The 25,725-nt window shown below is 57.6% G+C and carries 30 protein-coding genes and 1 pseudogene; 26 read left to right on the forward strand and 5 right to left on the reverse strand.

Going from position 1 to position 25,725, the window contains the following annotated elements:
• Positions 1-26: 26 nt before the first annotated feature.
• Genes CQW31_RS15390 through CQW31_RS15400 form a run of 3 tightly spaced genes read right to left on the reverse strand, consistent with a single transcriptional unit; the run spans position 27 to position 2,844 of the window.
• The gene (locus tag CQW31_RS15390) at positions 27-1,367 is read right to left on the reverse strand and encodes a hypothetical protein (protein ID WP_028692963.1); all 1,341 of its coding nucleotides are present in this window, start codon (positions 1,365-1,367) and stop codon (positions 27-29) included.
• Complete coding sequence (locus tag CQW31_RS15395; protein WP_081011201.1) at positions 1,312-2,100, reverse strand: hypothetical protein; 789 nt, start codon at positions 2,098-2,100, stop codon at positions 1,312-1,314. The genes CQW31_RS15390 and CQW31_RS15395 overlap by 56 nt, the downstream gene beginning before the upstream one ends.
• Positions 2,101-2,157: 57 nt before the next feature.
• Positions 2,158-2,844, reverse strand: coding sequence for an SOS response-associated peptidase family protein (locus tag CQW31_RS15400; protein WP_028692962.1), 687 nt, complete (start codon positions 2,842-2,844; stop codon positions 2,158-2,160).
• 106 nt (positions 2,845-2,950) lie between these two features.
• On the opposite strand from CQW31_RS15400, the gene CQW31_RS15405 reads away from it, so the two are divergent.
• The 24 genes and pseudogenes from CQW31_RS15405 to CQW31_RS15520 all read left to right on the forward strand — a co-directional run bounded on the left by CQW31_RS15405 (position 2,951) and on the right by CQW31_RS15520 (position 23,272).
• Positions 2,951-3,379, forward strand: a complete 429-nt coding sequence (locus CQW31_RS15405) for a LexA family transcriptional regulator (RefSeq protein WP_028692961.1) — start codon at positions 2,951-2,953, stop codon at positions 3,377-3,379.
• Positions 3,369-4,649: a translesion error-prone DNA polymerase V subunit UmuC gene (gene umuC, locus CQW31_RS15410; RefSeq protein ID WP_023628655.1), complete on the forward strand. Its 1,281-nt coding sequence runs from the start codon at positions 3,369-3,371 to the stop codon at positions 4,647-4,649. The genes CQW31_RS15405 and umuC overlap by 11 nt, the downstream gene beginning before the upstream one ends.
• 121 nt (positions 4,650-4,770) lie before the next feature.
• A pseudogene (locus tag CQW31_RS32160) lies at positions 4,771-4,860 on the forward strand (SEC-C metal-binding domain-containing protein); the annotation flags it as partial.
• 1,292 nt (positions 4,861-6,152) lie between these two features.
• Positions 6,153-6,848 (forward strand): hypothetical protein, encoded by a 696-nt coding sequence (locus CQW31_RS31165; protein ID WP_028690565.1) that lies wholly within the window; start codon positions 6,153-6,155, stop codon positions 6,846-6,848.
• A 10-nt stretch (positions 6,849-6,858) separates the two neighbouring features.
• Positions 6,859-7,617 carry a TIGR03759 family integrating conjugative element protein gene (locus CQW31_RS15425; protein ID WP_023628657.1) on the forward strand — a complete coding sequence of 253 codons (759 nt, stop codon included), beginning with the start codon at positions 6,859-6,861 and terminating at the stop codon, positions 7,615-7,617.
• Positions 7,602-8,162, forward strand: a complete 561-nt coding sequence (locus tag CQW31_RS15430; RefSeq protein WP_023628658.1) for a hypothetical protein — start codon at positions 7,602-7,604, stop codon at positions 8,160-8,162. Before CQW31_RS15425 ends, CQW31_RS15430 begins: the two co-directional genes overlap by 16 nt.
• Entirely contained in the window at positions 8,159-8,689 is a 531-nt protein-coding gene (locus tag CQW31_RS15435) for an integrating conjugative element protein (protein ID WP_051555665.1), read from the forward strand. Before CQW31_RS15430 ends, CQW31_RS15435 begins: the two co-directional genes overlap by 4 nt.
• An 83-nt stretch (positions 8,690-8,772) precedes the next feature.
• A complete protein-coding gene (locus CQW31_RS31170) occupies positions 8,773-8,943 on the forward strand; it encodes a hypothetical protein (RefSeq protein ID WP_152955717.1) in 171 nt (56 codons plus the stop codon).
• Position 8,944: 1 nt separating this feature from the next.
• The gene (gene traD, locus CQW31_RS15440) at positions 8,945-11,161 is read left to right on the forward strand and encodes a type IV conjugative transfer system coupling protein TraD (protein ID WP_028690567.1); all 2,217 of its coding nucleotides are present in this window, start codon (positions 8,945-8,947) and stop codon (positions 11,159-11,161) included.
• Positions 11,162-11,171: 10 nt separating this feature from the next.
• Positions 11,172-11,921, forward strand: coding sequence for a TIGR03747 family integrating conjugative element membrane protein (locus tag CQW31_RS15445; protein WP_023628661.1), 750 nt, complete (start codon positions 11,172-11,174; stop codon positions 11,919-11,921).
• A gap of 11 nt (positions 11,922-11,932) precedes the next feature.
• Positions 11,933-13,402 (forward strand): UvrD-helicase domain-containing protein, encoded by a 1,470-nt coding sequence (locus CQW31_RS15450; RefSeq protein WP_023628662.1) that lies wholly within the window; start codon positions 11,933-11,935, stop codon positions 13,400-13,402.
• A gap of 18 nt (positions 13,403-13,420) precedes the next feature.
• Entirely contained in the window at positions 13,421-13,729 is a 309-nt protein-coding gene (locus CQW31_RS15455) for a hypothetical protein (protein ID WP_023628663.1), read from the forward strand.
• A gap of 503 nt (positions 13,730-14,232) precedes the next feature.
• Positions 14,233-14,550, forward strand: coding sequence for an RAQPRD family integrative conjugative element protein (locus CQW31_RS15465; RefSeq protein ID WP_028690570.1), 318 nt, complete (start codon positions 14,233-14,235; stop codon positions 14,548-14,550).
• A 2-nt stretch (positions 14,551-14,552) separates the two neighbouring features.
• Positions 14,553-14,786 carry a TIGR03758 family integrating conjugative element protein gene (locus tag CQW31_RS15470; RefSeq protein WP_371040110.1) on the forward strand — a complete coding sequence of 78 codons (234 nt, stop codon included), beginning with the start codon at positions 14,553-14,555 and terminating at the stop codon, positions 14,784-14,786.
• A gap of 66 nt (positions 14,787-14,852) precedes the next feature.
• A complete protein-coding gene (locus CQW31_RS15475; RefSeq protein WP_230852930.1) occupies positions 14,853-15,152 on the forward strand; it encodes a TIGR03745 family integrating conjugative element membrane protein in 300 nt (99 codons plus the stop codon).
• A 13-nt stretch (positions 15,153-15,165) separates the two neighbouring features.
• Positions 15,166-15,549 carry a TIGR03750 family conjugal transfer protein gene (locus CQW31_RS15480; protein WP_023628668.1) on the forward strand — a complete coding sequence of 128 codons (384 nt, stop codon included), beginning with the start codon at positions 15,166-15,168 and terminating at the stop codon, positions 15,547-15,549.
• A gap of 8 nt (positions 15,550-15,557) precedes the next feature.
• Complete coding sequence (locus CQW31_RS15485; protein WP_023628669.1) at positions 15,558-16,208, forward strand: PFL_4703 family integrating conjugative element protein; 651 nt, start codon at positions 15,558-15,560, stop codon at positions 16,206-16,208.
• On the forward strand, positions 16,205-17,101 hold the full coding sequence (locus CQW31_RS15490; RefSeq protein ID WP_023628670.1) for a TIGR03749 family integrating conjugative element protein: 897 nt from the start codon (positions 16,205-16,207) through the stop codon (positions 17,099-17,101). Before CQW31_RS15485 ends, CQW31_RS15490 begins: the two co-directional genes overlap by 4 nt.
• Complete coding sequence (locus CQW31_RS15495; RefSeq protein ID WP_023628671.1) at positions 17,082-18,581, forward strand: TIGR03752 family integrating conjugative element protein; 1,500 nt, start codon at positions 17,082-17,084, stop codon at positions 18,579-18,581. The genes CQW31_RS15490 and CQW31_RS15495 overlap by 20 nt, the downstream gene beginning before the upstream one ends.
• Positions 18,559-19,008: a TIGR03751 family conjugal transfer lipoprotein gene (locus CQW31_RS15500; RefSeq protein ID WP_023628672.1), complete on the forward strand. Its 450-nt coding sequence runs from the start codon at positions 18,559-18,561 to the stop codon at positions 19,006-19,008. The genes CQW31_RS15495 and CQW31_RS15500 overlap by 23 nt, the downstream gene beginning before the upstream one ends.
• Positions 19,008-22,001, forward strand: coding sequence for a conjugative transfer ATPase (locus CQW31_RS15505; protein WP_371858383.1), 2,994 nt, complete (start codon positions 19,008-19,010; stop codon positions 21,999-22,001). The genes CQW31_RS15500 and CQW31_RS15505 overlap by 1 nt, the downstream gene beginning before the upstream one ends.
• Complete coding sequence (locus tag CQW31_RS15510) at positions 21,998-22,303, forward strand: hypothetical protein (RefSeq protein ID WP_023628673.1); 306 nt, start codon at positions 21,998-22,000, stop codon at positions 22,301-22,303. The genes CQW31_RS15505 and CQW31_RS15510 overlap by 4 nt, the downstream gene beginning before the upstream one ends.
• Positions 22,296-22,940 carry a thioredoxin domain-containing protein gene (locus CQW31_RS15515; RefSeq protein ID WP_052062247.1) on the forward strand — a complete coding sequence of 215 codons (645 nt, stop codon included), beginning with the start codon at positions 22,296-22,298 and terminating at the stop codon, positions 22,938-22,940. Before CQW31_RS15510 ends, CQW31_RS15515 begins: the two co-directional genes overlap by 8 nt.
• A gap of 8 nt (positions 22,941-22,948) precedes the next feature.
• Positions 22,949-23,272, forward strand: a complete 324-nt coding sequence (locus CQW31_RS15520; RefSeq protein WP_023628675.1) for a hypothetical protein — start codon at positions 22,949-22,951, stop codon at positions 23,270-23,272.
• A gap of 316 nt (positions 23,273-23,588) precedes the next feature.
• Here CQW31_RS15520 and CQW31_RS15525 read toward each other — a convergent pair whose 3' ends face one another.
• Both CQW31_RS15525 and CQW31_RS15530 read right to left on the reverse strand, forming a co-directional pair.
• A complete protein-coding gene (locus CQW31_RS15525; RefSeq protein WP_038705586.1) occupies positions 23,589-23,813 on the reverse strand; it encodes a hypothetical protein in 225 nt (74 codons plus the stop codon).
• A 67-nt stretch (positions 23,814-23,880) separates the two neighbouring features.
• A complete protein-coding gene (locus tag CQW31_RS15530; RefSeq protein WP_023628677.1) occupies positions 23,881-24,162 on the reverse strand; it encodes a hypothetical protein in 282 nt (93 codons plus the stop codon).
• 192 nt (positions 24,163-24,354) lie between these two features.
• Between CQW31_RS15530 and CQW31_RS15535 the strand changes: the two genes are divergently transcribed.
• Both CQW31_RS15535 and CQW31_RS15540 read left to right on the forward strand, forming a co-directional pair.
• Positions 24,355-24,774, forward strand: a complete 420-nt coding sequence (locus CQW31_RS15535; protein ID WP_023628678.1) for a TIGR03757 family integrating conjugative element protein — start codon at positions 24,355-24,357, stop codon at positions 24,772-24,774.
• Positions 24,774-25,709, forward strand: a complete 936-nt coding sequence (locus tag CQW31_RS15540; protein WP_038707443.1) for a TIGR03756 family integrating conjugative element protein — start codon at positions 24,774-24,776, stop codon at positions 25,707-25,709. Before CQW31_RS15535 ends, CQW31_RS15540 begins: the two co-directional genes overlap by 1 nt.
• Positions 25,710-25,725 lie beyond the last annotated feature (16 nt).

The raw sequence follows: 25,725 nt of genomic DNA on the forward strand, positions 1-25,725 counted from the left end.
TCGGTGGCCTTTTTCCCTGAATGCTATTACTCCGATTCGTAACCGAAGCCACGACAAATCTCCCACACTGCGAGAAACGGAGTTAACATCTGATAACCAAACATCACTTCTTGTTGGCCAGTTTCATATAGATAACAAACATATTCAGTATACACTTCCCTCAAGAGCCCAGTAGTATGCGCCTCCAAATTGTGTGTAAATACCGCATCCACCATACTCGTCTTGAACCCATACCAATCCGGCAGTCCAGTTTCGACATGTATTGATCGCGAATCATTCAGAAGGCAGAACTCCAGCTGATCGCGGACGGCTCGAATCAAACGACCGGTAAAGTCACTTTCCATCGTCTCAAGCCAGTTAAAGCGCTGACCGTCTTTGGTTAGCTGGTTATAAATTAACTGAACTTCAGTCAGCCTCCCGGGTGCAGATCTTCCCCCTATCTCATCATCCTCAGCATACGTTCTCACCGAAGAAAATGGATTCATTGCCGCCACAACAATCATATTAGGATAGGGGAATAGACCCGCGATCTCGCTCCACTTCTGAGAGGCATAAACTATAGAATGGAACCCTTTGGACTCTAAAACCTGCGCAATAGAGTTGCTTATTTGATTCAGCGCATCTTTTGCGTACTGCGGAGGCTCGCTATATTCAGAGTCTATCCAGCCTTTAATCAGCGGAAACGACATGGTCACACAGGTCATGGAGTGATCATTGAATACGTTATTCTCGAACCATTTGTAGTAATTCTCATCAGGGTAAAATACATTAAGACAATAGCGCCCATCCTGACAAGAAGGAATAAGAGATACAATGTTCTTCTTATTCAGCAATAGCTCTTGAACGTATGCATCCTTTACCGTTCTGGTCTCCATCGGCGCAACCAACACAGTGGTGATTGCCGTCTCGTTAACTCCAGGAAATATCGAGCAGAAGTGATTTGCATAGGCTAAGAGTTCAGTAAAAGCTTGGCGTTCGGTTTGCTGCGACTTTTTCAACTCGATGATAGTGATGCCCGTAGACTCTGAGCACCCAAAAAGATCCACGCGAGTCGGATGAGGACCATTTTTTTCAAGCCGTAGCTCCTTAGCCGTTAAGACCAATTCTTCCAGCTGATCCAGAATTTCATTTATGGCACGTTCAACCTTTCGGCGTAGCAAGAAATGAAGCGGTGGAAATTCTTCGCCGTACCACTCCACCGGCTCCCTCCGCCCTGCAATCAAAGAGGAAAAATCTTCTCTATGGTTATTGAATATATAATCCCTGAATGCATTCTCACTTATATTCAGCATAGCAACCTCTTCGATGTAGTCAAAGCGGCGGGCTAACGGAAGAATAGACTGGCGTACTGCGATCGCAAGCTTCACCAGTTAGCTCCTCAACCATCCGATTTTTGGCATCTACCCAGCCTTGGAATACTGTACTACGCTCGTGAATCAAAGGGTGATTTGCGATTGAGGCCGCTATTAAATACGCGATGGCCTGCCCTGCCTCAACGCAGACAAACAAGGCGTGGTTGACTTGCCAGCTATTTTCTCCGTACACGCTAGTAAGCTCAAACCCATGCAAACCTTCTCCAACCGACCCGGAGTCAGACAGATGACCAATCACAGACTTGGTGTTAGGGTGCGCACCAAAATCTATTGAGGCCTCGTAATACCCCCAGACATAATCGGCCATCACCGGATCACTGCACTTTAAAATATCCACAGCTTTTTTAGCAGTAAATACATTCCGACACCTCTTTACAGCATTATCCGACGAATGTCTTTCAAGCCAAACATCAGCCTTGGTAGCGTCATTTGCTATGAGATAAGCGTAACAGGCAGACTCTAACGCAGCTCTAACTATTGGAAAAACGCAAACAACATGCCCAGACAAGGCCTCTCTAATCCCAGCCAGAAGCATGGTATATGCATTTATCATAAGCAAGTTTGCTGTCGGCTCTTGTGAGAGCGGAATAGAGAAAATCTCATCGTGAAAAATATCATCCATCTCAGCAATCAAATGCATGAGCTCAGGGGCTTCATTTGCGTGAGCCTGGGTATTTTCCAGTGTGGCAACCAAGTAATCGCGGACCCTACCAACCTTTATTTTCAATCGATCACCTTGCATATTTACAGATATGTGTATTTTGTCCGACTTTACCCAAAACGGTTAAACCGGTTTTATCAGCTCCGGCCCCTGATTGCGAACATTCCCGACCTGTTTGCTCACTGGGAACCATTGAAAGTCGGTACTATGCCGGCAGCCTGTTTGGACTATTTCTGCCAGCCGTTCAGTTGTTATGCCTGGATCAATCCATTCTCGGGCAAGCTCAGGAGTAAGCACTAACGGCTTACGATCATGGATATCCACCAAACCTTCATCAGCCGCAGCAGTCACGATAACGAAGCCACTGCGTTCATCTGGTTCCAGCCCTGGATGAACCTCGGCCAACGCCGCGAAAAACAATGACCTACCGTCCGCCGCTTGGATGTAGTAAGGCTGCTTGCGCTTCGGATCTGCAACATCGGGTATCCACTCGAACCACCCATTGGCCGGCGCCAAGGCTCGGCCATTCGGCCAAAGCGACTTGAAGAACTTCCCTGTCATCACCGTCTCGGCCCGCGCATTGATCGGGTCGACCCTCTTCCCCTTCGCCCAGAAAGGCGACCATCCCCACTTCACCCGATCGACGTTCAGTCCTCCCGGGGCGGGCCTTATCACCTCCACGCGAGTAGAAGGCGCCACGTTGTAACGGTTGATCCGCTCATGGTCATATCCGTTGATGACCACCAGATCGAGGGCCAACTGCCGCAGGTAGTCGTCCATGCTCTCGTAGATCGAGTACCTCCCACACATACCCACCTCGCTCGTTTGTCGGCTGCCAGGCATCCGCGCATTGACGTAGGAACGCTCTGACAGTTTACTGTATAAATATACAGATATCCTTTTGAGTTGATCTGCCATGACCATCACCTTCCTGGGCGCGCCGACGGGCGGCCTTATGCTGCTGCCGGTGTACTCCTTCCGTGTGCCGGCCGGGTTCCCTTCGCCAGCGGCGGATCACCTGGAGCGTCACATCTCCCTCGACGAGCTGTTCGACCTGCGTGCACCTCACGTGTATCTGGTGCAGGTGGAGGGCGACAGCATGCAGGGCGCCGGGATCTTCTCGGGCGATCTTCTCATCGTAGACCGCAGTAGGGAGGCCGAGCACGGCGATATCGTGATCGCCGCGATCAACACCGAGCCCGTCTGCAAACGCCTTTATCGTCGCGACGGCGTGCTGGTCCTGCAATCGGAGAATCCAGCCTACCCCCCGCGCCACGTTATGGAAGGCGACGACCTAGTCATCTGGGGTGTGGTTCGCTACAGCGTGCGCGATCATGCCCAGTGACCACCAGGTGTTCGCGCTGATCGACTGCAACTCGTTCTATGCGAGCTGCGAGCGCGTGTTCCGGCCGGATCTGGCCAAGACGCCCATCGTGGTGCTGAGCAACAACGACGGCTGTGTAATCGCCAGGTCATACGACGCCAAGCCGTACGTGAAGATGGGCGAGCCCTATTTCCAGGCCAAGGAGAAGTTGCGGCGGCATGGCATCGTGGCATTTTCGTCCAACTATGCGCTGTATGGCGACATGAGCGAGCGGGTTATGTCGCTGATCGAATCGATGGTGCCTGCGGCCGAGGTCTACTCGATCGATGAATGCTTCGCTGATCTCACTGGCGTGCAGGGGAGTCTGACCCAATTCGGCCGGGAGGTACGCGCCAAGGTGCTGCGCTGCACTGGCATCCCTGTCGGTGTGGGGATCGCCCGAACCAAGACTCTGGCGAAGCTCGCCAACCACACCGCGAAGCGGCTGCAGGCGCATACGGGTGGGGTGGTCGACATCACTGATGATTTCAAGCGCGACTGGGTACTGCGCAACACTGAGGTGAAAGAGGTCTGGGGCATTGGCCGGCGGATGACGGCACACCTCGAGGCGATGGGCATCTGCAGGGCCATGGACCTAGCGAAGGCAGATCCGCGGATGCTGCGTGACAAGTTCAGCGTGGTGGTGGAAAAGACAGCGCGCGAGCTCGCCGGCACGCCGTGCCTCGAACTGGATGAGGCTGATCCGCCGAAGAAGGAGATCTGCTGCAGCCGGATGTTCGGTAAGAAAATGACCGAACTGACACCAATCAAGCAGGCGGTAGCGACCTATGCAGCGCGAGCAGCCGAAAAGCTGCGCGCCCAGGGATCGGTGTGCAAGCGCATGCGAGTGTCGATCCGCACAGGCATGTTCAATCCCAACGAACTGCATTTGGCGAAAGGGGCGCTGGTTGAACTGCCTTACCCCACGAGCGACACTCTATTGCTCACGCGGGCAGCGACTGAGGCTGTGGAGAAGGTCTACCAGGACGGGTACCGCTACAGCAAAGCCGAGGTGCTGCTGCTCGATCTACGGCAACCAGGTGAATTCACTGACGATCTGTTCGCGTCAACGCAGCCAGTTGCCTGCGATCGCCTGATGTCGGTTATGGATGGCATAAACCTTCGGTACGGCAAAGGCACACTGAGGTCTGCCAACGTCCCCCGAAGCCCAGAGTGGGGTATGCGTCGAGAGCTCTTGAGCCAGTCGTTCACAACAAGGTTGGATGAGCTGTGGCGGGTTTACTGTAAGTGAATAACTAGTTAAGGTCTGGGAGAGCACACGCGCATACTTAATTGGCATTGCCAACTGGATAAATTAGCATCCAGTGTATATGCTCTCAAAAAATTCATCACCAACACGGCATACTAGATCAATAAGGAATTCCATGAAACTTCCAGGGCGAAATGAACGTTGCTGGTGCAAATCTGGGAAGAAGTTTAAACACTGCCACCTAGACATTGATCGCCAACCACCTGTAGCAGCACACACTGTCTTGCAAACCCTTGGCTCTTTCAAGAAAAATAAAAAATGTAGCGTACCGCAATCATTGCAGCACGAGTGCTCAGGCGGGATAATAAATGCCCACACCGTCTCAAAAAGCTCATCTCTGAAGGCGATAGCTAGAAACGGGCACGTATTAAAAATATCGATAGAACTAAAAGTTAATATCCCGCCAAAAATAAAATTGAGCGAGGTGGGTATAAATAGCGCCTCGACTTTTACAGGCTTCTGTGCCAGCCATGATAAAAAATTATTCTCAACAATCGAAGACCAACCGTTCAAGCCTGTACCATCACACTGCTTCCTGATTATGTACAGAGGCATTTCCAGAGAGATCTTCAGCAAAGAGTACGCCTCAAAAACCTTTGATTTCATGAGGATCCTAGACAGGGGAAAGAGCCTGGCTGAACAGGTCGTAATCCAGAATGCATCAGCCTTACTCGGGAATAATAACTCCTTAACAACAAGCGACCTAAAACACATAAAATCAAAGCTAGACACTATGTTAGTCACGGGCGACTACAGCGACTTAAACTACGCCGTATTCACACTTGAATCCCCACCACCGATAATGGGAAGTGCTATAGTTGGCCCGACATTCGACTTTGATGGATATGAAGCCCAGAAGATAACAAGCATTCCTGGCGACATGCCGGACTACATGACCATTAATTCATTCGCTAGTGACGGCAAAGGCTTCATTGTTTTATCCTGGCTTTCAGAACACTCTTTGACCTGCAACAAACTGATAAGACAATTCTTGGACAAGAAACTAACAGCCGACAGCCTGGCGGCCTTTATGGTGTTACTAATAGAGAACTTCTACATTTCACCAAGCTGGTGGGAATCACTGGATAACGGCACACAAGCCCTGATAAAAAATATGTACTCGCAAGGTGTAGAAACCCACACCGATGGCAACTCGATAAACATCGACCGCCCACTGCACTTCCCTGCAATAATAAATGTATCAATGAACCCCACGCTTTAGATCCAGCCATCATAAACTGAGCAGATGGAACCCGCGGCTGCCAGGACTTTGAAGGATCGGCGTATTCCATGATGCTCATTGTGAGCGCACGAGGGCGGCAGAGGGCGCTGGACTGTACGAGGGGCTTTTCAGTCCCGGCGCTCGCCAACAGAGGGTTTGCCCTTCGACATCGATCGAGAAATTCCACGCCGGCGGGCTAAGTATTTTCTGCTGAATCAGGATCATGGTTGCGCGAGGGTGTACTCGGCTTCGAGAGGACACCCATGAAACTGCCGATCCGAAAACACCTGCCCCTTGCTATGGGCCTGCTCATCCTGGGCGCCATCATCGCGTTCCAGCAGTACCAGCTGTCGACTCTGTCTCGCGCCGTGAATGGAGCAGCAGAAAAAGTCTCGATCGATGCACTCCAGAACAGGGTGAGCGCGATCGACGATCGGCTCGACAATGTGTCAGGCAAACCCCTGGTCACGATGGAAGACTTCCGTATAAGCCAGCAAGCGCTCTCGAGCCGGATCGATGCTGTGCAGGCCACAGCATCGCAGGCCCACGAGGCTGCAGCTGAAGCCACTCGCTCTTCCGCGACTGCGGGCGATCTCCTAGTACTGAAAGCCGACCTTGAGTCGCTCGACGGCAAACTGCAGAAAATGAGCAAGCCTCAGGCTCAGGCGACTGCACCAGCCCCCAAAACCTCCTCCAAACCGAAGGCGAAGCCCGCACCGGTTAAAGCCCCACCAATCCCGCAAGATCCTCCGCCCTTTCAGATGGTCGGCCTCGAATACCGAGGCGGAGAGCGTTTCCTGTCTGTTGCCCCCACTGGTAGCACGCGGCTGAGCCAGATCTACCTGATTCGGCCTGGCGAAGTGGTCAGCGGCAGCAACTGGCGCCTCAGGGCTGTAGATGAACGGACCGCAACCTTCGACGCCGGCGGAACAACCCGAACCCTGAGCATCCAGCCATGAGTAAAGCACCATGAATCTACCGATCGTTCGAGCCATCGCCTGCGCCTGCGCGTTTACCGCAATTGGCATTGAGGCCGCGCCGCTTCCTTCCGCCGCTGGAGGGGCCGCCTCCAGTGTTCAACAGCTCACCAGCGAAAGCACCCTGTCCCAGAACAAGCTCGATGATAGAGCCGCGCAGGAGTGGGGACTGACCCCCAAGGAGTACGAACGATATCAAGAGGTAATGCAGGGACCCCGGGGGGTGTATTCGCCAGGGCTTGACCCTCTCACCGCGCTGGGAATCGAGGCCCGATCAGAGAGCGAACGACGCCGGTTCGCCGAGCTGCAGGTCCAAGCAGAGCGCCAACGAGTCGATCGGGAGCTCGCCTACCAGCGAGCCTACGACGAGGCGTACCAGCGCATGTTCCCAGGCATCAAAGCCATTGAGATTTCGACCACCCCTTCGGGCCAGGCCGGATCCGGGAGCGGCCCAGCTCTGGAGGGCAACGGGCGCATGGCACTCTTCGTCAAAGACGACTGCCTACCCTGTATCAACCAGGTCAAACGGCTGCAGGCGTCACAGACGCCGTTTGATCTGTATTTCGTCGGCAGCCAGCAAGACGATGAAAGGATCCGCCGCTGGGCAATTCTCGCGGGTATTGACCCGTCCAGCGTTAAAAGCCGTCTGATCACACTGAATCATGACCAGGGCCGCTGGGTTCGCCTCGGGCTCGGTGGCTCGCTGCCAGCCGCCGTAACACAGGTGAATGGATCATGGCGTCGTCAGTGAGCGGGTGGCGGCTCTACGTTCTGTCGGTGGTTCTGCTCGCCGGCAACGCATGGGGTGTAGAAGATCCGCCAGCAGCTTACAAGGCGATCGGCATCAGACACGGGGTCCCGCCCGTTGTGCTCTATTCGGTGGCACTGCAGGAAAGCGGGACGCGATTGCGCGGGCAGCTTGTGCCGTGGCCCTGGACGTTGAATGTTGCCGGAACCGGCTACCGCTTCGCCACACGAGCAGACGCTTGCCAAGCTCTGATGATAGCGATTGTTAAGGCTGGACCCGCTCGAGTCGACGTGGGGCTGGGACAAACAAATATTCGCTTCAACGGGCATCGCTACCGCTATCCCTGCGAAGGCCTGGATCCATACAAGAACCTGGCGGTGACCGCTCAGATCCTGGCTGAACAAAAGGCTAAGGGTGGAACCTGGATCGATGCTGCGGGGCGGTATCACCGCCCTGCCGGGGGGGCGCCGGCCGCGAAGTACCGTAGCTATTTCACGAAACATCTTAGCCGGGTCACCGGCATCAAATTCGAGGTAGTGACCCCATGACATATCCCCACGCCCGGCGATCACACGCCGTGCAGGCCCTGGCCCTCGCGATCGTGAGCAGCCTGGCTCTGCCCTGCAATGCTGATCAGCAAGCGGTGCTCACCGTGGTGGAGGACCGTGGCGGCTCATCCGCACTGTCCTACTACCAAGACATTGATCCCGAGCCTACGCACACCACCCCAGTTGTGACTGGCGTCCGGGCGGGCGGGGCATTTCCGGTGTCGACTCCAGAACTGAGCCCCGGCCCAGTACATGGACGAGTGATCAACGCAGCAGGTCTGCAGCCGATGTTCATCGTTGGGGATGATCCAACGTCGCAGGCCTGGCTCAAGCAGAAGCTGTCGGCACTTCAAGGCCTGCAGGCAGTAGGCCTTGCTGTGAATGTCAGCAACGCTGCACGACTGCAAGAGATCCGCCGCTGGGCACCTGGGTTGCAGGTGATGCCTGTACCTGCCAGCGATATTGCTGGTCGCCTGGGGCTGCAGCACTACCCGGTGCTGATCACAGCTACAACCCTTCAGCAGTGAGAACCGGGATGCGCCCAACACGACTATCGCCAGTGTTCACACTGATCATCAGCCATCCCCTACACCGGCCCGGCCGGGAGCAAATGATTGAGCAGGTTCGCCATGTGAGCGAGCTGTACGGTGCTCGCTTGACAGGAATCTCCGAGCTCAACGAACACGCATTCGCCCAGCGCCTGGCCGAACGGCTGACACCGGACCAGGTTGAGCAAGCGCGTGCGGAAGTCGACGCCATGACATACACCGCGAGGACCTGAGATGGCGACATACACCCTTGAATCTCTGCTCCGGCCGCCGGTAGAGCTTTTCACTACTGCGGTCTGCTATGTGGCAGCTTCGCTTTGCATTTGCGCGCCCTGGGCTTTTGCGCTGACCCCACTATTTGGAATTGTCGCCGCGCTGGGTTTTATCTACCTGGGCACCATTCGGCTGCTGCAGGCGCGGAGGGTCCTAAGGTATCAGGCGAACCTCAGGCGACTTCCCCACTACACCATGACCAGCGCTGAAATGCCGATCAGCAACGAGCGCCTGTTCATCGGACGCGGGTTCCGGTGGACTCAGAAGCACACACAGCGCCTGGCCGACACCTACCTCCCTCAGTTCGCGGCATACGTCGAACCGACGAACCTTTATGAACGGGCGCGCTGGCTGGAGGAACGCCTAGAGTTCGCCCCCTTCCCACTGAAACTGATCACAAAACTCACTGGTTGGGATTCCAACTGGAACCCCGCTCGGCCTCTCCCACCAGTGGGTGGCCTGCCCAGATTGCACGGGATCGAACCAGATGAGCAGAATGTCAGTCTCCCTCTGGGTGAGCGCGTGGGCCACACACTGGTCCTGGGCACCACACGGGTAGGCAAGACTCGCCTGGCGGAAGTGTTCATCACCCAGGACATTCGCCGAACGCATCGCCGCGGGCCGCGAGTCCGCATGGGGCGACGGAGCCAAACCTCCCATCGATGGAGCCGGCGCCGGCGAGTAGAGGAACAGGCCGACCACGAGGTCGTGATCGTTTTCGATCCGAAGGGCGATGCCGACCTGCTCAAGCGCATGTACGTCGAGTGCAAGCGCGCCGGGCGCCTCGACGAGTTCTACGTGTTTCATCTGGGATGGCCGGATATCTCCGCTCGCTACAACGCCATCGGCCGCTTCGGCCGAATCAGCGAGGTGGCCACTCGCATCGCTGGTCAGCTCTCCGGCGAGGGTAACTCTGCAGCATTTCGGGAGTTCGCTTGGCGGTTCGTCAATATCATCGCCCAGTCGCTTGTCGCGCTCGGCCGTCGCCCTGACTACGAGCAGATCCGCCGGCACGTCATCAATATCGACGAGCTGTTCATTGAGTACGCACAGAAGTACTTCGCTGAACATGATCCGAAGGCCTGGCAAACCATTGTCGAGCTTGAAGGCAAGATCGATCGCAAGAACCTGTCTTTCGCCATGAAAGACCGCCCGCTGCGCGTGGTGGCCATCGACATGTACCTGACCCAGAAGCGCATCAACGATTCGGTTATGGATGGCCTGCGCAGCGCTGTCCGCTACGACAAGACCTATTTCGACAAGATCGTCGCATCGTTGCTGCCACTCCTGGAAAAGCTCACCACTGGGCGTATCGCTGAACTGCTTGCCCCCGACTACCTGGACCTCGCCGATGAGCGTCCCATCTTCGACTGGATGCAAGTGATCCGAAAACGCGCCGTGGTATATGTTGGCCTCGATGCACTATCCGACACCGAAGTCAGTGCGGCCGTGGGCAACTCGATGTTCAGTGACTTGGTCTCTGTTGCAGGCCACATTTACAAGCACGGCATCGACGACGGCCTGCCGGGGCATATGGCTGGGGGCAAGGTACGCATCAACCTCCACGCTGACGAGTTCAACGAGCTCATCGGGGACGAATTCATCCCGATGGTGAATAAGGCCGGTGGTGCCGGCATCCAGGTCACCGCCTACACCCAGACGATGAGTGACATCGAAGCGAAGATCGGCTCGAAGGCGAAAGCCGGCCAGGTGATCGGTAACTTCAACAACCTATTCATGTTGCGTGTTCGAGAAACCGCGACCGCTGAGCTGCTGACCAACCAGCTACCAAAAGTGCAGATCTACAACAGCACGCCGGCGAGCAGCGCGAACGACTCGGTCAACGGCAAAACCGCGTTCACCTCAAGCTCGCACGACCAGGTGCAGCTGGCGAGTGTGCCGATGATTGAGCCGGCCCACGTGGTGGGACTGCCGAAGGGACAGGCCTTCGCGCTCATCGAAGGTGGGAATCTGTGGAAAATCCGCATGCCGCTCCCCGCGAACGACCCAGATGAGGTCATGCCCGGCAACCTGCAGGAGCTGGCCGCCGGCATGCGGCGATCGGCAGCGTCCTCGAACGATTGGTGGGAAGCCCCTGGCTATCAAGAGCTGAAATCAGCTTTGCCCGAAGACCTGGTTGAAGATTTCCGCCAGGTGGCCACCGATGATGCAGCTTGAGGTGTAGCCAATGGCAGATGACGTATCAAAGAAGGCCGAACAGCAGCAAGAGCGACAGGAATCGCTGTTCAGCAAGATCTTCTGGTTCCCGATTACCTTCATCGGCGTAATGTTCAGCTCGCTGTTCCTCGCCATCGTGGTCGACTGGGTATGCCTGTACTTCTTCTGGCCAGAGGCCGGGTGGCGGCACGGTCAGCAAATGCTGGTCAGCGAGGTCGGCTGGTTGTCCAAGGGGCTGGTCCATAGCGCTGTCGTCCAAGAACCCGGGCGCACCGCGACCTGGCTGGTCACTGAAGCTTACGACTGGCTGGTCGTGAAGACCGGGATGCTTAGCTGGGTCCAGAGCATGGAGTCGATCGCTCAAGCCGGTCCCCGTAACGAGCTGGACATGCGCTATTGGGCCGCGCAGAGCGTCACAACGGTACAGAACTATGCCCTGGCTGCCCTCTTTACCGTCCTGGTGTTTTGCGTCCGCCTGGTCGTGCTGCTGATGACGGTACCGCTTTTTGCCATGGCTGCACTCACAGGCCTGGTCGACGGGCTGGTGCGGCGAGACCTCCGTAAATTTGGTGCCGGCCGAGAGTCCAGCTACCTGTACCACAAGGCCCGGGCAACGATGTTGCCGTTGGCCATTTTCCCCTGGACTTTCTACTTGGCGCTCCCGATCAGCATCAGCCCACTGCTGGTACTACTCCCCTGCGCTGCCTTACTCGGGGTGTCCGTGAGCATTACGGCCGCGAGCTTCAAGAAGTATTTGTGAGGAAGAGAACGATGCAATGGACACACGAGCAGTCGCCAATCATCCAGTCGGAAGCCCCGAAACTCCTTATCCAGGCCGGCGCTGGCAGTGGCAAGACCACAACGCTGGTGGGCTACGCGCAACACCACACCCGTCTGCGGATTCTCTATCTCTGTTACAACAAGTCGGTCGAGATCGCCGCGCGTGGCCGATTTCCGCGCAACGTGGTGAACAAAACTGCGCACGGCCTGGCCTACGCCGTCTATGGCACACAGTTCAGCCATAAGCAGACCAACAACTTGCGACTGACCGATATCGCCCGAGCGCTTGATACGCAGGACTGGGAGCTGGTCAGGGACGTGCTAACCACCCTCAACAACTATATGGCCAGCGCCGACGACCTGATCGAGCGCTGCCACTTTCCACGGTTCCGTGACCGCCCGATGCTTACCTCCGCCCAGGAGCGCTACCTGAACCAGGCGCTGGTAGCAGCGATGAGCATCTGGAAGCGCATGACTGACCTGCAGGACACAGCGGTGCAGATCACGCATGACGGATACCTGAAGCTGTACCAGTTGAGCAAACCCGACCTGAGCCAGCGCTTCGACTGTGTCCTGCTCGATGAGGGACAGGACGTAAACCCCGTCATCGCTGACATTGTGCGCATTCAGCGTATTCGCAAGGTGGCCGTGGGTGATCGTCATCAGCAGATCTATCGCTTTCGAGGGGCGGAAGACGCTCTAAATGCCAGCTGGATGGCCGGGGCGGAGAAGCACTACCTGACCCAGAGCTTCAGATTTGGGCCTGCAGTCGCCCATGTCGCCAACATCATCCTGTCCTACAAGGGAGAAACCAGGAAGCTGCAGGGACTGGGCGAGAAGACATTGGTGAAGAAGGCGTTGCCGGCCGGGCTGCCGCACAGGACATACATTCATCGGACCGTTATCGGGGTGATTGAAAACGCACTGTGCCTGGTCACCGAGAAGCCCAAAATCTACTGGGTTGGCGGCATTGACAGCTATTCAGTACGCGACCTCGAGGATCTGTTCTATTTCAGTCGCCAACAGCGCGATCTGGTCCAGAACAAAAAGCTGCTCCGTGACTACCGAGACTATGGCCAGTACGTGGAAATCGCCGAGGTTAGCCAGGACAGCGAGATGATCCGGTCCATCAAGATCATCAACATGTATCCGGATCTGCCTCAGCGAATCTTGGCCCTGCGCTCATGCACCGTGGACCAAGAGCTGGATGCAACTATCACCCTCACCTCTGCCCACAAGTCGAAAGGCCTGGAGTGGGACTTCGTCGGGCTCTTCGACGACTTCACGTCGGACCCGCTCTCACCTGACATCGATCCAGGTCGACGAGATGATGAGTTGAACCTCCTGTACGTTGCCGTCACCCGGGCGATGAAGATCCTCGCCATCAACAGTCTGGTGCTGTCCATCATGGAACGCTACGTGGACGCTCTCGCCCCAGGAGCGCGTCAAGCGCGCGGCTGATTAAATAAAGGAGTCACTATGAGCAAGAAATTCGAACACCGCGCTGACTATGTCGCTATTCCATTCAAAAACGCGACTAGCGGCGCTTGGATATTTAAGAGCACAGAACAGACGCTTGAGCCCGATGTTGCGTCTCTTTTGGCAGAAGAGGAGCAACTGCAGAAGAAGATGCTCGAGCTCGGAGCCCAAGGCTGGGAACTCGTCAGCACCCAGCCAGTGTGCCGGGGCGAGATCAAAGTGGGCAATCAAAATGCCCAGGCCTGGTCCTACGGGTTCCCAATGCCGGTCGGATATCTGCTCTTTTTCAAGCGCGAGTCAGTAGCCTGACCAATCAGGCGCTTTAGGCTTCATGATCATGCCCTGGAAGGAGGGCCAACATGGCGTTGGCCCTCCTGACCATCTCGACCAGCTCCACTGAGCTCACCTCTCGTCGGTGCTGAAGCATCTCGGCGGCCAAAACCGCTTTGTCGTAGCAACCTTCATCTCGGAAACGGGCACCCAGAAAGTCCGATACCCAAGCTTCAAACACCGGCGAGTTGGTGGTTTTCCGCGGCATAAGACTCCCCCACAGATCAGTTTTTCCCGTATGCCTACTCCTTGGCTTAACTTCGGCTCATTGTAATCGGTCTGGGCCGTTCAATCGCCCTACCAAAGTGGATCAATCCACTTCACCAAAGCGTGACCGGCTTAGAGAAAAAATTCTACGGACCTCAGATAAGTATTTCTTGAGGCGCCCCTCCACCTGGTCTCGGCATTCTGACGCCCACAGTCAGTTGCCCCAGAGCCCAGCCGTGAACAAGCCATCCCTCCTCCTTGTATCTCCTCGCCGAATCCTGCTTGGCGCGCTGATCAGCGTCAGCGGCGGCTTTTCACTAATACCGAGCGCTCAGGCGGCCGGTGCATCAGAACAGGCCAACATCGAGGTGATGATCCGGCAGCTGAACGCGCTGGAGGACTCGGCGCGGCGCAGCGCCACGATCGCCAGCGAACCTGGCCAGCGCTACTACTTCGACTATGAACGTCTGGCTGGCGACATCCAGCGCGTTCGCCAGGGCCTGCAAGAATACCTGACCCCAAGTCGCGCACAGCCGCGAGATCCGGCAGAGCTGGCTGGGAAATACACCCTCACCGGCGGGCGGATGCCATGAGCATGAGCGGCACTCAAGTCGCAGCTTTCAACGCTGCAAGCGGGGTCACCCCCCAGGCCAGCACCGTGCTGTTCGTAGGCACCGTCATCGCACTGTCGACCCTGTGGGGTGCCTGGGCGCTGTACAGCATCTACCGGGGCTGGGCGACTCAGAACATCGACAGAAACATTGCAGCCGCGTCGACCGTCAAGGTCATCGTCCTGCTGCTGATCCTCGCCACACTCGTTCTCAGCTAGCCAAGGAGCTAACCGATGTCTATCCGCACCATCACCAAGTCACTCACCGGCGCCGCCGCATTGATTATGGGCCTGCACCCAATCATTGCCGCTGCCGCATTACCAGGAGCACAAGCCCCAACACGCGGCGAGGGAACCAGCTGGCTGCAAACCATCCAGAACTACGGTTACGACGGTTTCATGCTGATCGGTCTCTTCCTGCTCGGAGCCATGATGGTGGGGGTCGCCTCCCATGCCTACGGCGTTTACCACGATATCCATGAGGGCAAGAAAAAGTGGCGAGACCTGGGGCTCACCGCTGTGGTCGGGATCTGCCTGATCGGCGTCGGCATCTTCATGGTCACCAAAGCTACTGGCGTCCTCTAACTGGTGATGCGATATGGCTGAGACCACTTACCTGAAGGATGGAACGCTCGATTTCCTTCCCCACAACCTTAATAGGCAGCCCATCGTCATGGGAGGTCTCACTGCGGATGAAATGTGGGGAACGGTCGGTGCTTGTGGAGGGGCCGGCGTGATTCTGGGCATCCCCGTGTCGTTCTTGTTCGGCAACCCAGCTCTCTTCATCGCTTGCGCTCTTGTAGGTGGAGCTCTGGGCTTGACCGTGGCAAGCCGGATCCTCCGGAAGATGAAACGCGGCCGCCCGGATACATGGTTTTACCGCCAGCTCCAGTTCTACAAGGCTCAACACCTCCCCTTCCTCGGTGGCCCCCAGTTGGTCATCCGGAAGGGAGCGTGGACATGCCGTCGTACAGGAAAGTAGGAATCTTCATGAGTTTTCGAAAACGAGTGGATGCTCAGCAAGCACACATTCTCAGCTTGCGAATCGCGGTAATTGTGCTGGGCGCAGTCAGCCTGTTCGCGTTTTACGGCTGGCACAAAGCCCCCGAAGACCTGACCGTGCATGTGCCGCCGGACCTCCGCTCCGGCAGTACTCGCAAATGGTGGGAGGTGCCACCAGAAAACGTGTATGCCTTCGGGTTCTATATCTTCCAGCAGATGCAGCGCTGGGAGAAGAACGGGGACGACGACTACCAAGACAACATCGAGCGTCTGGCGTCCTACGTGACCCCTGGCTGCAAGGAGTACCTGCAGAAAGACTACGAGATGCGCCGTAACGCCGGTGAGCTGCGCCGCCGTGAACGGAATGTCTCAGAAATCCCGGGCCACGGGTTGACCGACCCTGGCGTGCTACGCGTGGAAGAAATCGGAATCAACGATTGGACAGTCAATCTGGATCTACTCGCTGACGAGTCGGTGAACGGCGAGCGGGTCAAGCGTGCAATGACGCGTTATCCACTGTCCATCGTCCGGGCCGACGTCAATCCAGAGAAAAATCCGTTCGGGTTGATGTGGAACTGCTATGCGTCCAACCCGCAGCGCATCGAGGTTGATCTGCAAGCAGCCGGGGTGAAACCATGAATCTGCGCGCGTGCCTCCTTGTTCTGGGCCTCTCTGCAGTTGCCAATGTGAAAGCGGTAGAGCTGCTGCTGTGGGACCGTATCCCCATGGCAATCCCGCTAATTGTCGGTCAAGAGCGCATTGTGTTCGTCGACCAGAACGTGCGGGTAGGCATGCCTCCGCAGCTTGTTGGCCAACTGCGGGTCCAGAGCACTGGCGGCGCCGTCTACCTGCTGGCCAGCCAAGAAATTCCACCGACCAGGCTGCAACTGCAGAATGTGGCCACTGGCGAGATCATGCTGGTGGATATTGCCGCGACACCAGCGGCAGAGGGCCAAGCCAAGCTCGAACCCGCGAAGATCGTCGCCGGCGCGGCCCCTTCTACCTACTACGGCGATACCACCTCGACGCGAGCTCCGACGAAGCGATCCGCGACGTCGGAGGAGGAGGAGGAGGATGTTCCGCCGGCACCGCGACATGAGACACCTGCGCCGGTGGCCCTGACCCGCTATGCGGCGCAAATGCTGTACGCCCCACTCCGGACCGTTGAGCCTGTCGCCGGCATCAGCCAGGTGCGTGTTGATCGAGCCCTGGACCTCAGCACCTTGTTGCCGGTATTACCGGTGGAAGCATCGGTGCTGGGGGCTTGGCGCCTCGACAACAGCTATGTCACGGCAGTCAAACTCAGAAACCTGAGTGCCCAGCAGTTGACGATGAATGCAACAGAGCTGATGGGCAACTTCTCCACGGCGACATTCCAGCACCCGTACCTCGGAGCTCGTGGAAATGCCAGCGATACCACCACGCTTTACCTGGTCACACAAGGAAAGGGGCTGAAAGAGGCCCTGCTGCCGTCTTCGGTCAGCCAAATTGATCCGAAAGCAGGAGGGCGCCGTGGGCAGTCTGAAAAGTAATCCACTCCTCAAGTACCTGCTCATCCCCGTGCTGATCGGCGCGCTCATCATCGTGTTCAAGGGGGGGAGTAAAAAAGAGGAGCCGAAGGCTCCTGAAGATAAACCGATCATCATCGGAGGCGACACCGCACGCAAGCTAGGGGTGGACGGTGATACTCCGGCCGACACCCTCCGCACGGTGGTCGCTGAAAGTCGGGAGGTGAAAGACCAGATCGCGAAGGTGCTGACCGACAACAAGGAACTGAAGGACCAGAATGCAGAGCTCCAGCTCCGGCTTTCGCGCATAGATCAGAATGTCGACAACAAGCTGAATGATGCGAAGGGCGAGCTGCAGGAGCAGGTGAAGAACCAAAGCGTGGGCCTGTTGGACCAGTTCCAGCGTCAGTTGGATAACCTATCGCAGAACCCAAATGCCGCTGGGCAGGACCTCCCCATTGGGCTCGGAGTGATGCCAGGTGACGGCGCGGGTTTCGACAAAGGGACGAAGTCCAATGGACTCGTATGGGTTGAACCCACCGATGCCACTGCCTTGGACGCTAGCGGTAAACCCCTTCAGCCCGGCTCCGCCCAGACGGCCAGTAGCTTCAATTTTCCCACCAGCTTTGGGAGCACCCTGGACAAAGGCCAAACAGTTCTCAGCGCGACGGCCCAGAACGTCGGCGCTGATTTGTCTCCCCAGGATGCCCGCAAGCAAGTACGCAAAGCCTATACCTTGCCCCAGAACTCGACCTTGATGGGGTCGGTGGCCATGTCGGCGCTCATTGGCCGCGTACCGATCGATGGAACAGTCAATGATCCCTTCCCTTTCAAGGTCCTGATCGGTCCGGACAACCTCACCGCAAACGGCATCGAGATACCTGACGTCGTCGGTGCTGTTGCCAGCGGTACCGCATCAGGCGACTGGACATTGTCCTGCGTGCGCGGGCAAGTCCGGAGCCTGACGTTCGTCTTCGCAGATGGCACGGTCCGATCGTTCCCTGCCCCGGCAGAAGAGGCCAACGGCAGCCAGAACAACAACCAGAACAGCAGCAACGGTAACGGGCAGCCAGCGATCCAGGGCGGACTCGGCTGGATCAGCGACTCCTACGGCATTCCTTGCATTTCCGGCGAGCGCCGATCCAACGCCAAGGAGTACTTGACCAACCAGTCCCTGGTGACGGCCGCGGGCGCCGGCATCGCCAAACTGTTGAAGGCTGATGAGCAAAATAGCTCCACTACCTTCAGCAGCGGAGGAACTTCATTCGGGACCACGGGCTCCTCGGGGAACTCCGCCATGGGCGCGATTCTGACCGGTGGGGTCAGCGACATCCGCTCCTGGATGAACAAGCTCTACGGCGAAGCTTTCGCCGCCGTGTACGTACAGCCCGGGGCGAAGGTCGCCGTCCACTTGGACCAGCAGCTCGCCATCGACTACGAGATCAAAGGCCGCAAGGTCGATTACAACGCCGGAGCCAACCATGTATCCGCAAACCTTGACTAAGCCCCGCCTGCAGGCCGGCGCCTGGCTCGTGCTCGCCCTCATTCTAGGCGGATGCACGACTGACAAAGACGAGCTGCTCCCCCACGGGGAAGCCAACATGATGGACGTGTGGCAACACGGCACGTCTGGCGGGAGCTCTGGCAGTTCCAACAGCAGAATGTTGCTGGATGCGCGCCAAGAGCTGCGCCGACCGCTCGATGAGGCTCAGGTGGCCCGCCAACAGGCAAGTGCTGACGCCTTCAACCGCACGCCCCAGAACGAAATTTACAGCCAGTTCAAGCGCCTCCCGAACCCTGATCTGGTGATGTACGTGTTCCCACACCTGGCTGGTACGGATCCAGTCCCAGTCCCGGGGTACACCACGGTGTTCCCGATGTATCAACGCGTGCAGTACGCCATGCCAGGCGAGCGGACGGAGGAGTACTGATGCAGTTCATAAGCAAATTGCTGGGCAAAGGCCCTGCAACGCCTATCGAGCCCGTGCTCGGCCAGCCGACAACCGATACCGACCTTGTCGACGACTATCCCGCAACAGCCAGTACTGTCATCAACGAAGAAGACCGCCAGGCTGCGAATGACCGGTACATAGCTCGCCTGGAGTCCATGGGCATCCCTTCACCCATCGACTGGCAAAACCCTAAACGTCGGCCGGCGACAAAAACTGACGTGGCGAGGATATACGAGGTCAACCCGTCGTTCGTGGACATGCTGCCATGGGCAGAATACCTGCCCGAGGAAGAGGCCATGCTCCTCGAGGATGGCATTTCCAGGGCGGCGTTTTTCGAGTTGATCCCGATCGGGACCGAGGGACGCTCCGACGACTGGCTTCAACAAGCTCGCGATGCGTTGCAAGGTGTCCTGCAGGACAGTTTCGACGAACTCGAGAGCTCTCACTGGGTAGTGCAGCTTTATGCCCAGGACGAAACGGACTGGACCGACTACCTGCAAAAACTCCAGGCCTACGTCCAGCCCCGGGCTGAGAACACGGATTTCACCAAGCTCTACCTCGCGCTGTTCCGCCACCACCTCGAGTCTATCTCCAAGCCAGGTGGATTGTTCGTCGACACGGCAGTCAGCAACCTCCCGTGGCGTGGTCAGACACGGAAAGTCCGCCTGGTGGTGTATCGCCGAGTAAAGAAACAGGACGTCGTGGTGCGCGGCCAGGAGCCTGCCGCCTACCTCAAAGCGATCTGCGACCGTCTTAAAGGATCCCTGGCCAACGCCGGCGTGACAACCAAACGCATGGATGGCCATGCGATCAAGCGTTGGCTCGTAGGCTGGTTCAATCCACACCCAGATCACCTGGGGTCGACTGAGCGCGATATCCGACGTTTCTACGAAGAGGTGTGCCAGCCAGCCCGCGAGTTGCAAGAGGGTGAGCTGCCGGTGGCGAGCGGCACCGACTTCTCAGAGAACTTGTTCTACAGAGAACCGCGCTCGGATATCGACAGCGGTCTCTGGTCGTTCGACGGCATGCCGCACCGGGTTGTGATGCTGGATCGCCTGAAAAATGCCCCCCTCACTGGGCATCTGACCGGTGAGACCAAGCAGGCCGACTCATTGAACTCGCTGTTCGACCGGCTGCCGGAGGATACCGTGTTGTGCATCACCATGGTGCCGACCCCGCAGGATCTGCTGGAAGGGCATCTCGAACAGCTATCCAGGAAGGCTATCGGGGATACCCAGGCGTCCAGTCACACCCGGGATGACGTTGAAACGGCGCGGTCCCTTCTCGGACGAAAGCACAAGCTCTACCGGGGAAGTGTCGCGTTTTTCCTCCGTGGTCAGAATAAAGCCGTGCTCGAGGAGCGCACGACTAGCTTGTGCAACGTGCTCCTCGGCGCCGGCATGCAACCAGTCCAGTCACAGGACGAGGTAGCTCCTCTAAACAGCTACCTGCGCTGGTTGCCATGCAACTTCGACCCGAATGAAAACCGCGCCTTGGATTGGTACACCCAGCTTATGTTCACCCAGCACATCGCCAATCTGGCTCCAGTCTGGGGGCGCTCCACTGGCACAGGTAACCCGGGCTTCACCCTTTCCAATCGAGGGGGGGCAGCGCTGACCTTCGATCCGCTGAACAAGCTCGACCGACAAATGAACGCGCACTTGTTCTTGTTCGGCCCCACCGGCGCGGGTAAATCTGCCACAGCCAACTACCTGATCATGCAGGCCATTGCGCTCTACCGCCCTCGACTCTTCATCATCGAGGCCGGCAACAGCTTCGGCCTGCTGGGCGATTTCGCCAAGCGGCTTGGCCTGACCGTCAACCGGGTACGGCTCGCTCCGGGTAGCGGCGTGAGCCTCGCCCCGTTCGTCGACGCCGTGCAGCTCGTAAAAAACAAGGACCAGGTCAAGGTCTTGGATGCCTCGGACGTGGATGCATCGGACCAGCACCTGACCGACGCACTGGCGGGGATGGAGGACGAACAGAGGGACATCCTGGGCGAGCTGGAGATCACAGCCCGCCTGATGATCACTGGCGGCGAATCGAAGGAGGATGCGCGACTCACTCGGGCCGACCGCAGTGCCATCCGGCAGTGCATCATCAACGCCGCCGAGCTGTGCGTAAGTAAAAACCGTCCGGTGTTGACTGAAGACATCAGCGCAGCGCTGCAGGCGATGGCCAGCGACGACAAGCTCCCTGAAAGCCGGCGCAACCGGTTCATGGAGATGGCCGAGGCCATGGGGATGTTCACCATGGGCACCGAGGCTGAGATGTTCAACCGTCCTGGTACCGCCTGGCCGGAAGCTGACATCACAATCGTCGACTTGGCCACCTACGCTCGTGAGGGCTATCAAGCCCAGATGGCCATCGCCTACATCTCCCTGCTGAACACCATCAACAACATCGCAGAGCGGGACCAGTTCAAAGGCCGACCACTCATTGCCTTCACCGACGAAGGCCACATCCCATTGAAGGTGCCACTGCTCTCCCCGTATTCGGTGAAGATCACCAAGATGTGGCGAAAACTAGGTGCCTGGTACTGGATGGCAACCCAGAACGTTGACGACATCCCTCCAGAAGCATCCGCCCTGCTGAACATGATCGAGTGGTGGATCTGCTTGAACATGCCGCCTGACGAGGTGGAGAAAATCGCGCGTTTTCGTGAGCTCACGCCGGCGCAGAAGACGATGATGCTCTCGGCACGAAAGGAAAACGGCAAGTTCACCGAGGGCATCGTCCTGGCCAAGCGGATCGAGATGCTGTTCCGTGTGGTGCCACCCAGCCTGTGCCTTGCTCTGGCCATGACCGAGCCAGAAGAAAAGCGGCAGCGTTACGAAACCATGCAGGCGCTCGGCTGCGATGAGCTACACGCAGCACTGCAGGTGGCCGCGGACCTGGACCACAAACGCGGTATCACTCCCTATCCCATCACCTTACCCGAATCAAAGAAGGCCGTGGAGCGCGTGGCATGAGAGTCATGAATACCCTGACCCAGAACATCATTGATAGCCTGACCCAGCTGCTCAAAGAGCCCGGGCACGACACACTCCAGTCATTGTCGGTTTGCGCACCAGTGCTCATTGACGAGCTGCAACAGATCAAAAATAACGCCCTCGATCGTCGCGACATCATTCCGCTGGTTCAGTCCGTGTTGGATGAGTGGCTGAAGGAGCACCCTCAGCCTGACGGAGCCATTCACGATCTACAGGCCGCCCTGCAGAAGCTCGGCCAGCCTGAGGTCCCCCCTCATGCTCGGGGGGATGAGCATGCGTAAGAACAGGCTCAAACTCATCGTGGTCGGCATCATCGCGATCACTGGCCTCGGCGCTGGCTGGCTGCTGGCAAAGAACAACAGCGCACGCCCCGCCGATGAGACCTGGTATTTCGGTCCGTCCAGTGCCCGCTGGGTGATCACGGAGTACGCCGATCTGGAATGCCCATACTGCAGGGCATACACGCCACAACTGAAGCGATGGGTGAGCGAGCAAGAGAACGTGAAGCTCGCTTGGCATCACTTCCCTCTCGATAGTCATGGCCCTGCAGCAGTATCAGAGGCAAGGCTCGTTCAATGCGCGGGTTCATTGGGCGGGGCTTCGGCGTTCTGGGAAGCGATCGACCAGGTCCTGCTGCGCACACGTGGCAATGGCCAGGGGCTCGCTGATGAGTTGGAGGTACCTGGCATCTCTGCAGAAGGTCTTTCCACTTGCGCGAGGACAAGACTGGATATCCGAGCAGCCATTGAACAGCAATTGGCTGTGGCCAAGGGCCGGGGCATTGCCGCTACCCCTACGATCGAGGTCACCGACAGTTTGACGGGGCACAGCATGCGCCTGGAAGGTCCCGTGGATAGCGCCACACTGCTGTCGGTCGTGGATGACCTCGCAGCCCAGGCCACTGCGAGCAAGGAGTAGCCAGGGTAATGATCAAGATCACGGTCTCCCGCATCGACAATAATGACGAAGAAAGCAATCTACCAAGCAGGTTCTTCCCAAGCGCAGGCTCTGGCCATGGATGGTTTCAGCTTGAGTCGACCGGGGAAGAATTCCCCTCACACGATGAGCTGAGCTGGGCTCTCCAGGAGTGGAACGACGACTGCGTGCTCATGGACTATGACGCGACCACAGGCAAAGGTCGGTTCGTAATAGTCGACTGGTATGCCCCAGCGCCCGGGACCGTGATCGAGCTGCAGCTCGATATGAACCTGGAAGAACTTGATCCAGGTGACGAGGAATGGTTCGACTAGTTCACATTCTTGTAACGACCTGAGATCCGAGGGGAACGGACTTCCCTTCGCCCAGTCTCTGTCGGTGTGATTGTGGAGGTGAACGGGATGATGGAACTACAAGGTTTCGCCAGTAGACACAGCTTTTTGAGTGTTCAACTTGAAAAGCTCTATCAGCAGCTATCCGACTCACACGATGCCGTCGGCTTGTCGGCCTCCGTGACGCAACTCAACAACGATATTTGTGAACTGCAGCGGGATGTCATGGAGGCAGTAATACTTCGAAACCGATCATCCGCCGCAGTGACTTGGGCATCAGCGACCGGATACCCACAACTCACTCACGCTCTCGACGATCATGAGGATCTGGAGGAAGTGTGATGGTCAGCGTGAAACTACCGGTGAGACCCTGACGCAGTTCCTGAGGCATCCAATAGGCAAACTGCACCAGCCACGCGCCATCCTGCAGGCGATGGGTCTCCTGCCGAAACTTCTCAACCGATGCCTCATCAATCCCAAGAATGGCCGCCACTTCTTGGTTGGTGGGTATGGCGTCCTTCACCAGCCTGCCTCCTTGCGTCAAACCGGTATAGAAAATACTCCAGTGCCACCTGAGCGCCATCAACCGCTTATCGGTTGGCGAGTTTATCGCTCTCAATCCAAGAATGAGCGCGTTTAAGGGCCCAGGTCATCGCAGCCGTCATAGTCTGCCCTTTGCAGTCCATATGGCCCTCTTCGAGCAAAAGCTTTCCATCCAGAGCATAGATACCGAGAAATAGCTGAGTCAGGTGCTCGCGAGAGACCCGCACCTGAATGTTAATGAGGGAGCCGTCGGCCATCCGCTCATCGAAGTTCCTGAAGTGCAGATCGGGATCCGCCCACTCCCAGAATACTTGTCCTCTTTTGCGCATGTCCGTTCCAGTGTAAGTGCTGATCCGGGCAGTATGGAGTCACCTCAACGAGTCTGCCAGACCGAAAACGCCTCGCTTACGCCCGTGTGGGGATTCACCGAGAAATCCAAGTACCGTCAGATATCTATTTCCTACTGCGCCTGGCGGGCCGATCCGTTTTCCTGTACCCGTCCCCACTTCAGGTGCAGCCTCATGTTCAATATCCCCCCGCCTTCATCGCGAGTGATCCCGTTGTTCGTCGCCGCGCTGGCCACCGGTACCGCGCATGCCGAGACCTGGGCCATCACAGACGCGGCGCACCCACTCACCTCCGTACCGGCAGATGTGCGTGTCATCAAGCTCGATGATCAACAGCGCATCGAGGAGCAGTTGTCCAGGAAGCTACCACCCAACCCGCACCAAGCCGCGCTCGCCGCTAGGCAACTAATGGGCACGCCGGCCGGAGCTGCCCTTATGCAACAGCTAGCTGCCGCTCAGCAGGGCAATGCCGATGCCTGGAGTGTTGGGGTCTCGAAGGTGCCGGCAGTCGTTGTCGATCGCCGGTTTGTGATCTACGGCCAACCCGACGTGGCTGCTGCCATTCAGGCAATCAACCAGGCAAGGGGACGATGATGAGACGAATCTCGCGACTCACCTTGGCTGGGCTTCTAACCTCGGCGCTACCTTTCTCAGCCTACGCGGCCATCAGCTCAGCGGCGATTCTCGCCTCCACCACCTCGCCTACCTGCTTGGAATACAAAGTAGTCGGCATCTGCTACTGGCTGCTCTGCACACCCGTTGGCTGCACGGTCAAAACCTCAACCAAAGTCCGGCACTACATTCCGGACGCAGTGGTATCCGCCTATGCCAACACAGGGGGGAATCCGTGGACAGAGGTAAGCCCCATGGGGGCGCCGAATGCGACGGCGCAAGCCGGTAATGATGGGACTACCAACCACAACGCCGAGAACAACATCACCAAGTTCAAGGAGGCTGACGTCATCGGCCACCCTGGAGCTGCGGTATTCAGCCGATTTGTAAGCTCTTTTGGCTATTCCTGCCACGGCGCGACGACCCCCTACGTGCCCTACATGCTCAGCACCCTGGACACCCTCGCATGGCGGTACGGGGTTCCCGAATCCGTCTATCCAGAGGCCCTGATCCCCGGCATGCGGGAGGTCGGTGGACTTCTCTCGGCCGACATGTGGGGGAGCGTCTACCCACGGAGCGGGTTCATCCACCAGGTCGACGACTTCAAGGCCGGTGCAGTCATCGCCCAGCGTGCCGGTGACATCACGACGCGGGTAGGACAACCCCACGTATACCTGCCTATGCGCTCCCTGCCGGAGCCTGGCTACTGGCCTGCCGGGGAACTGAAAGAAGGTGATGCCAGCACAGGCAAGTGGCAGGAGCTGACGCCAACCATCAGCCCTACCTGCGCCGTGTTCCCCTCCCCTGGCCCGAATGCCGATGCAGTCGACGAAGCCTATGCCTGGGCCCTGTGGCGGCCCTATTCATGCTGCCAGCGCAAAGGCCAGACCTTCCTGGGAAGCACTGACTTCCAATGAGATAAGACCTGGAGAG

Source organism: Pseudomonas sp. 382 (assembly GCF_002759075.1).
Taxonomy (GTDB): Bacteria; Pseudomonadota; Gammaproteobacteria; order Pseudomonadales; family Pseudomonadaceae; genus Aquipseudomonas; species Aquipseudomonas vlassakiae.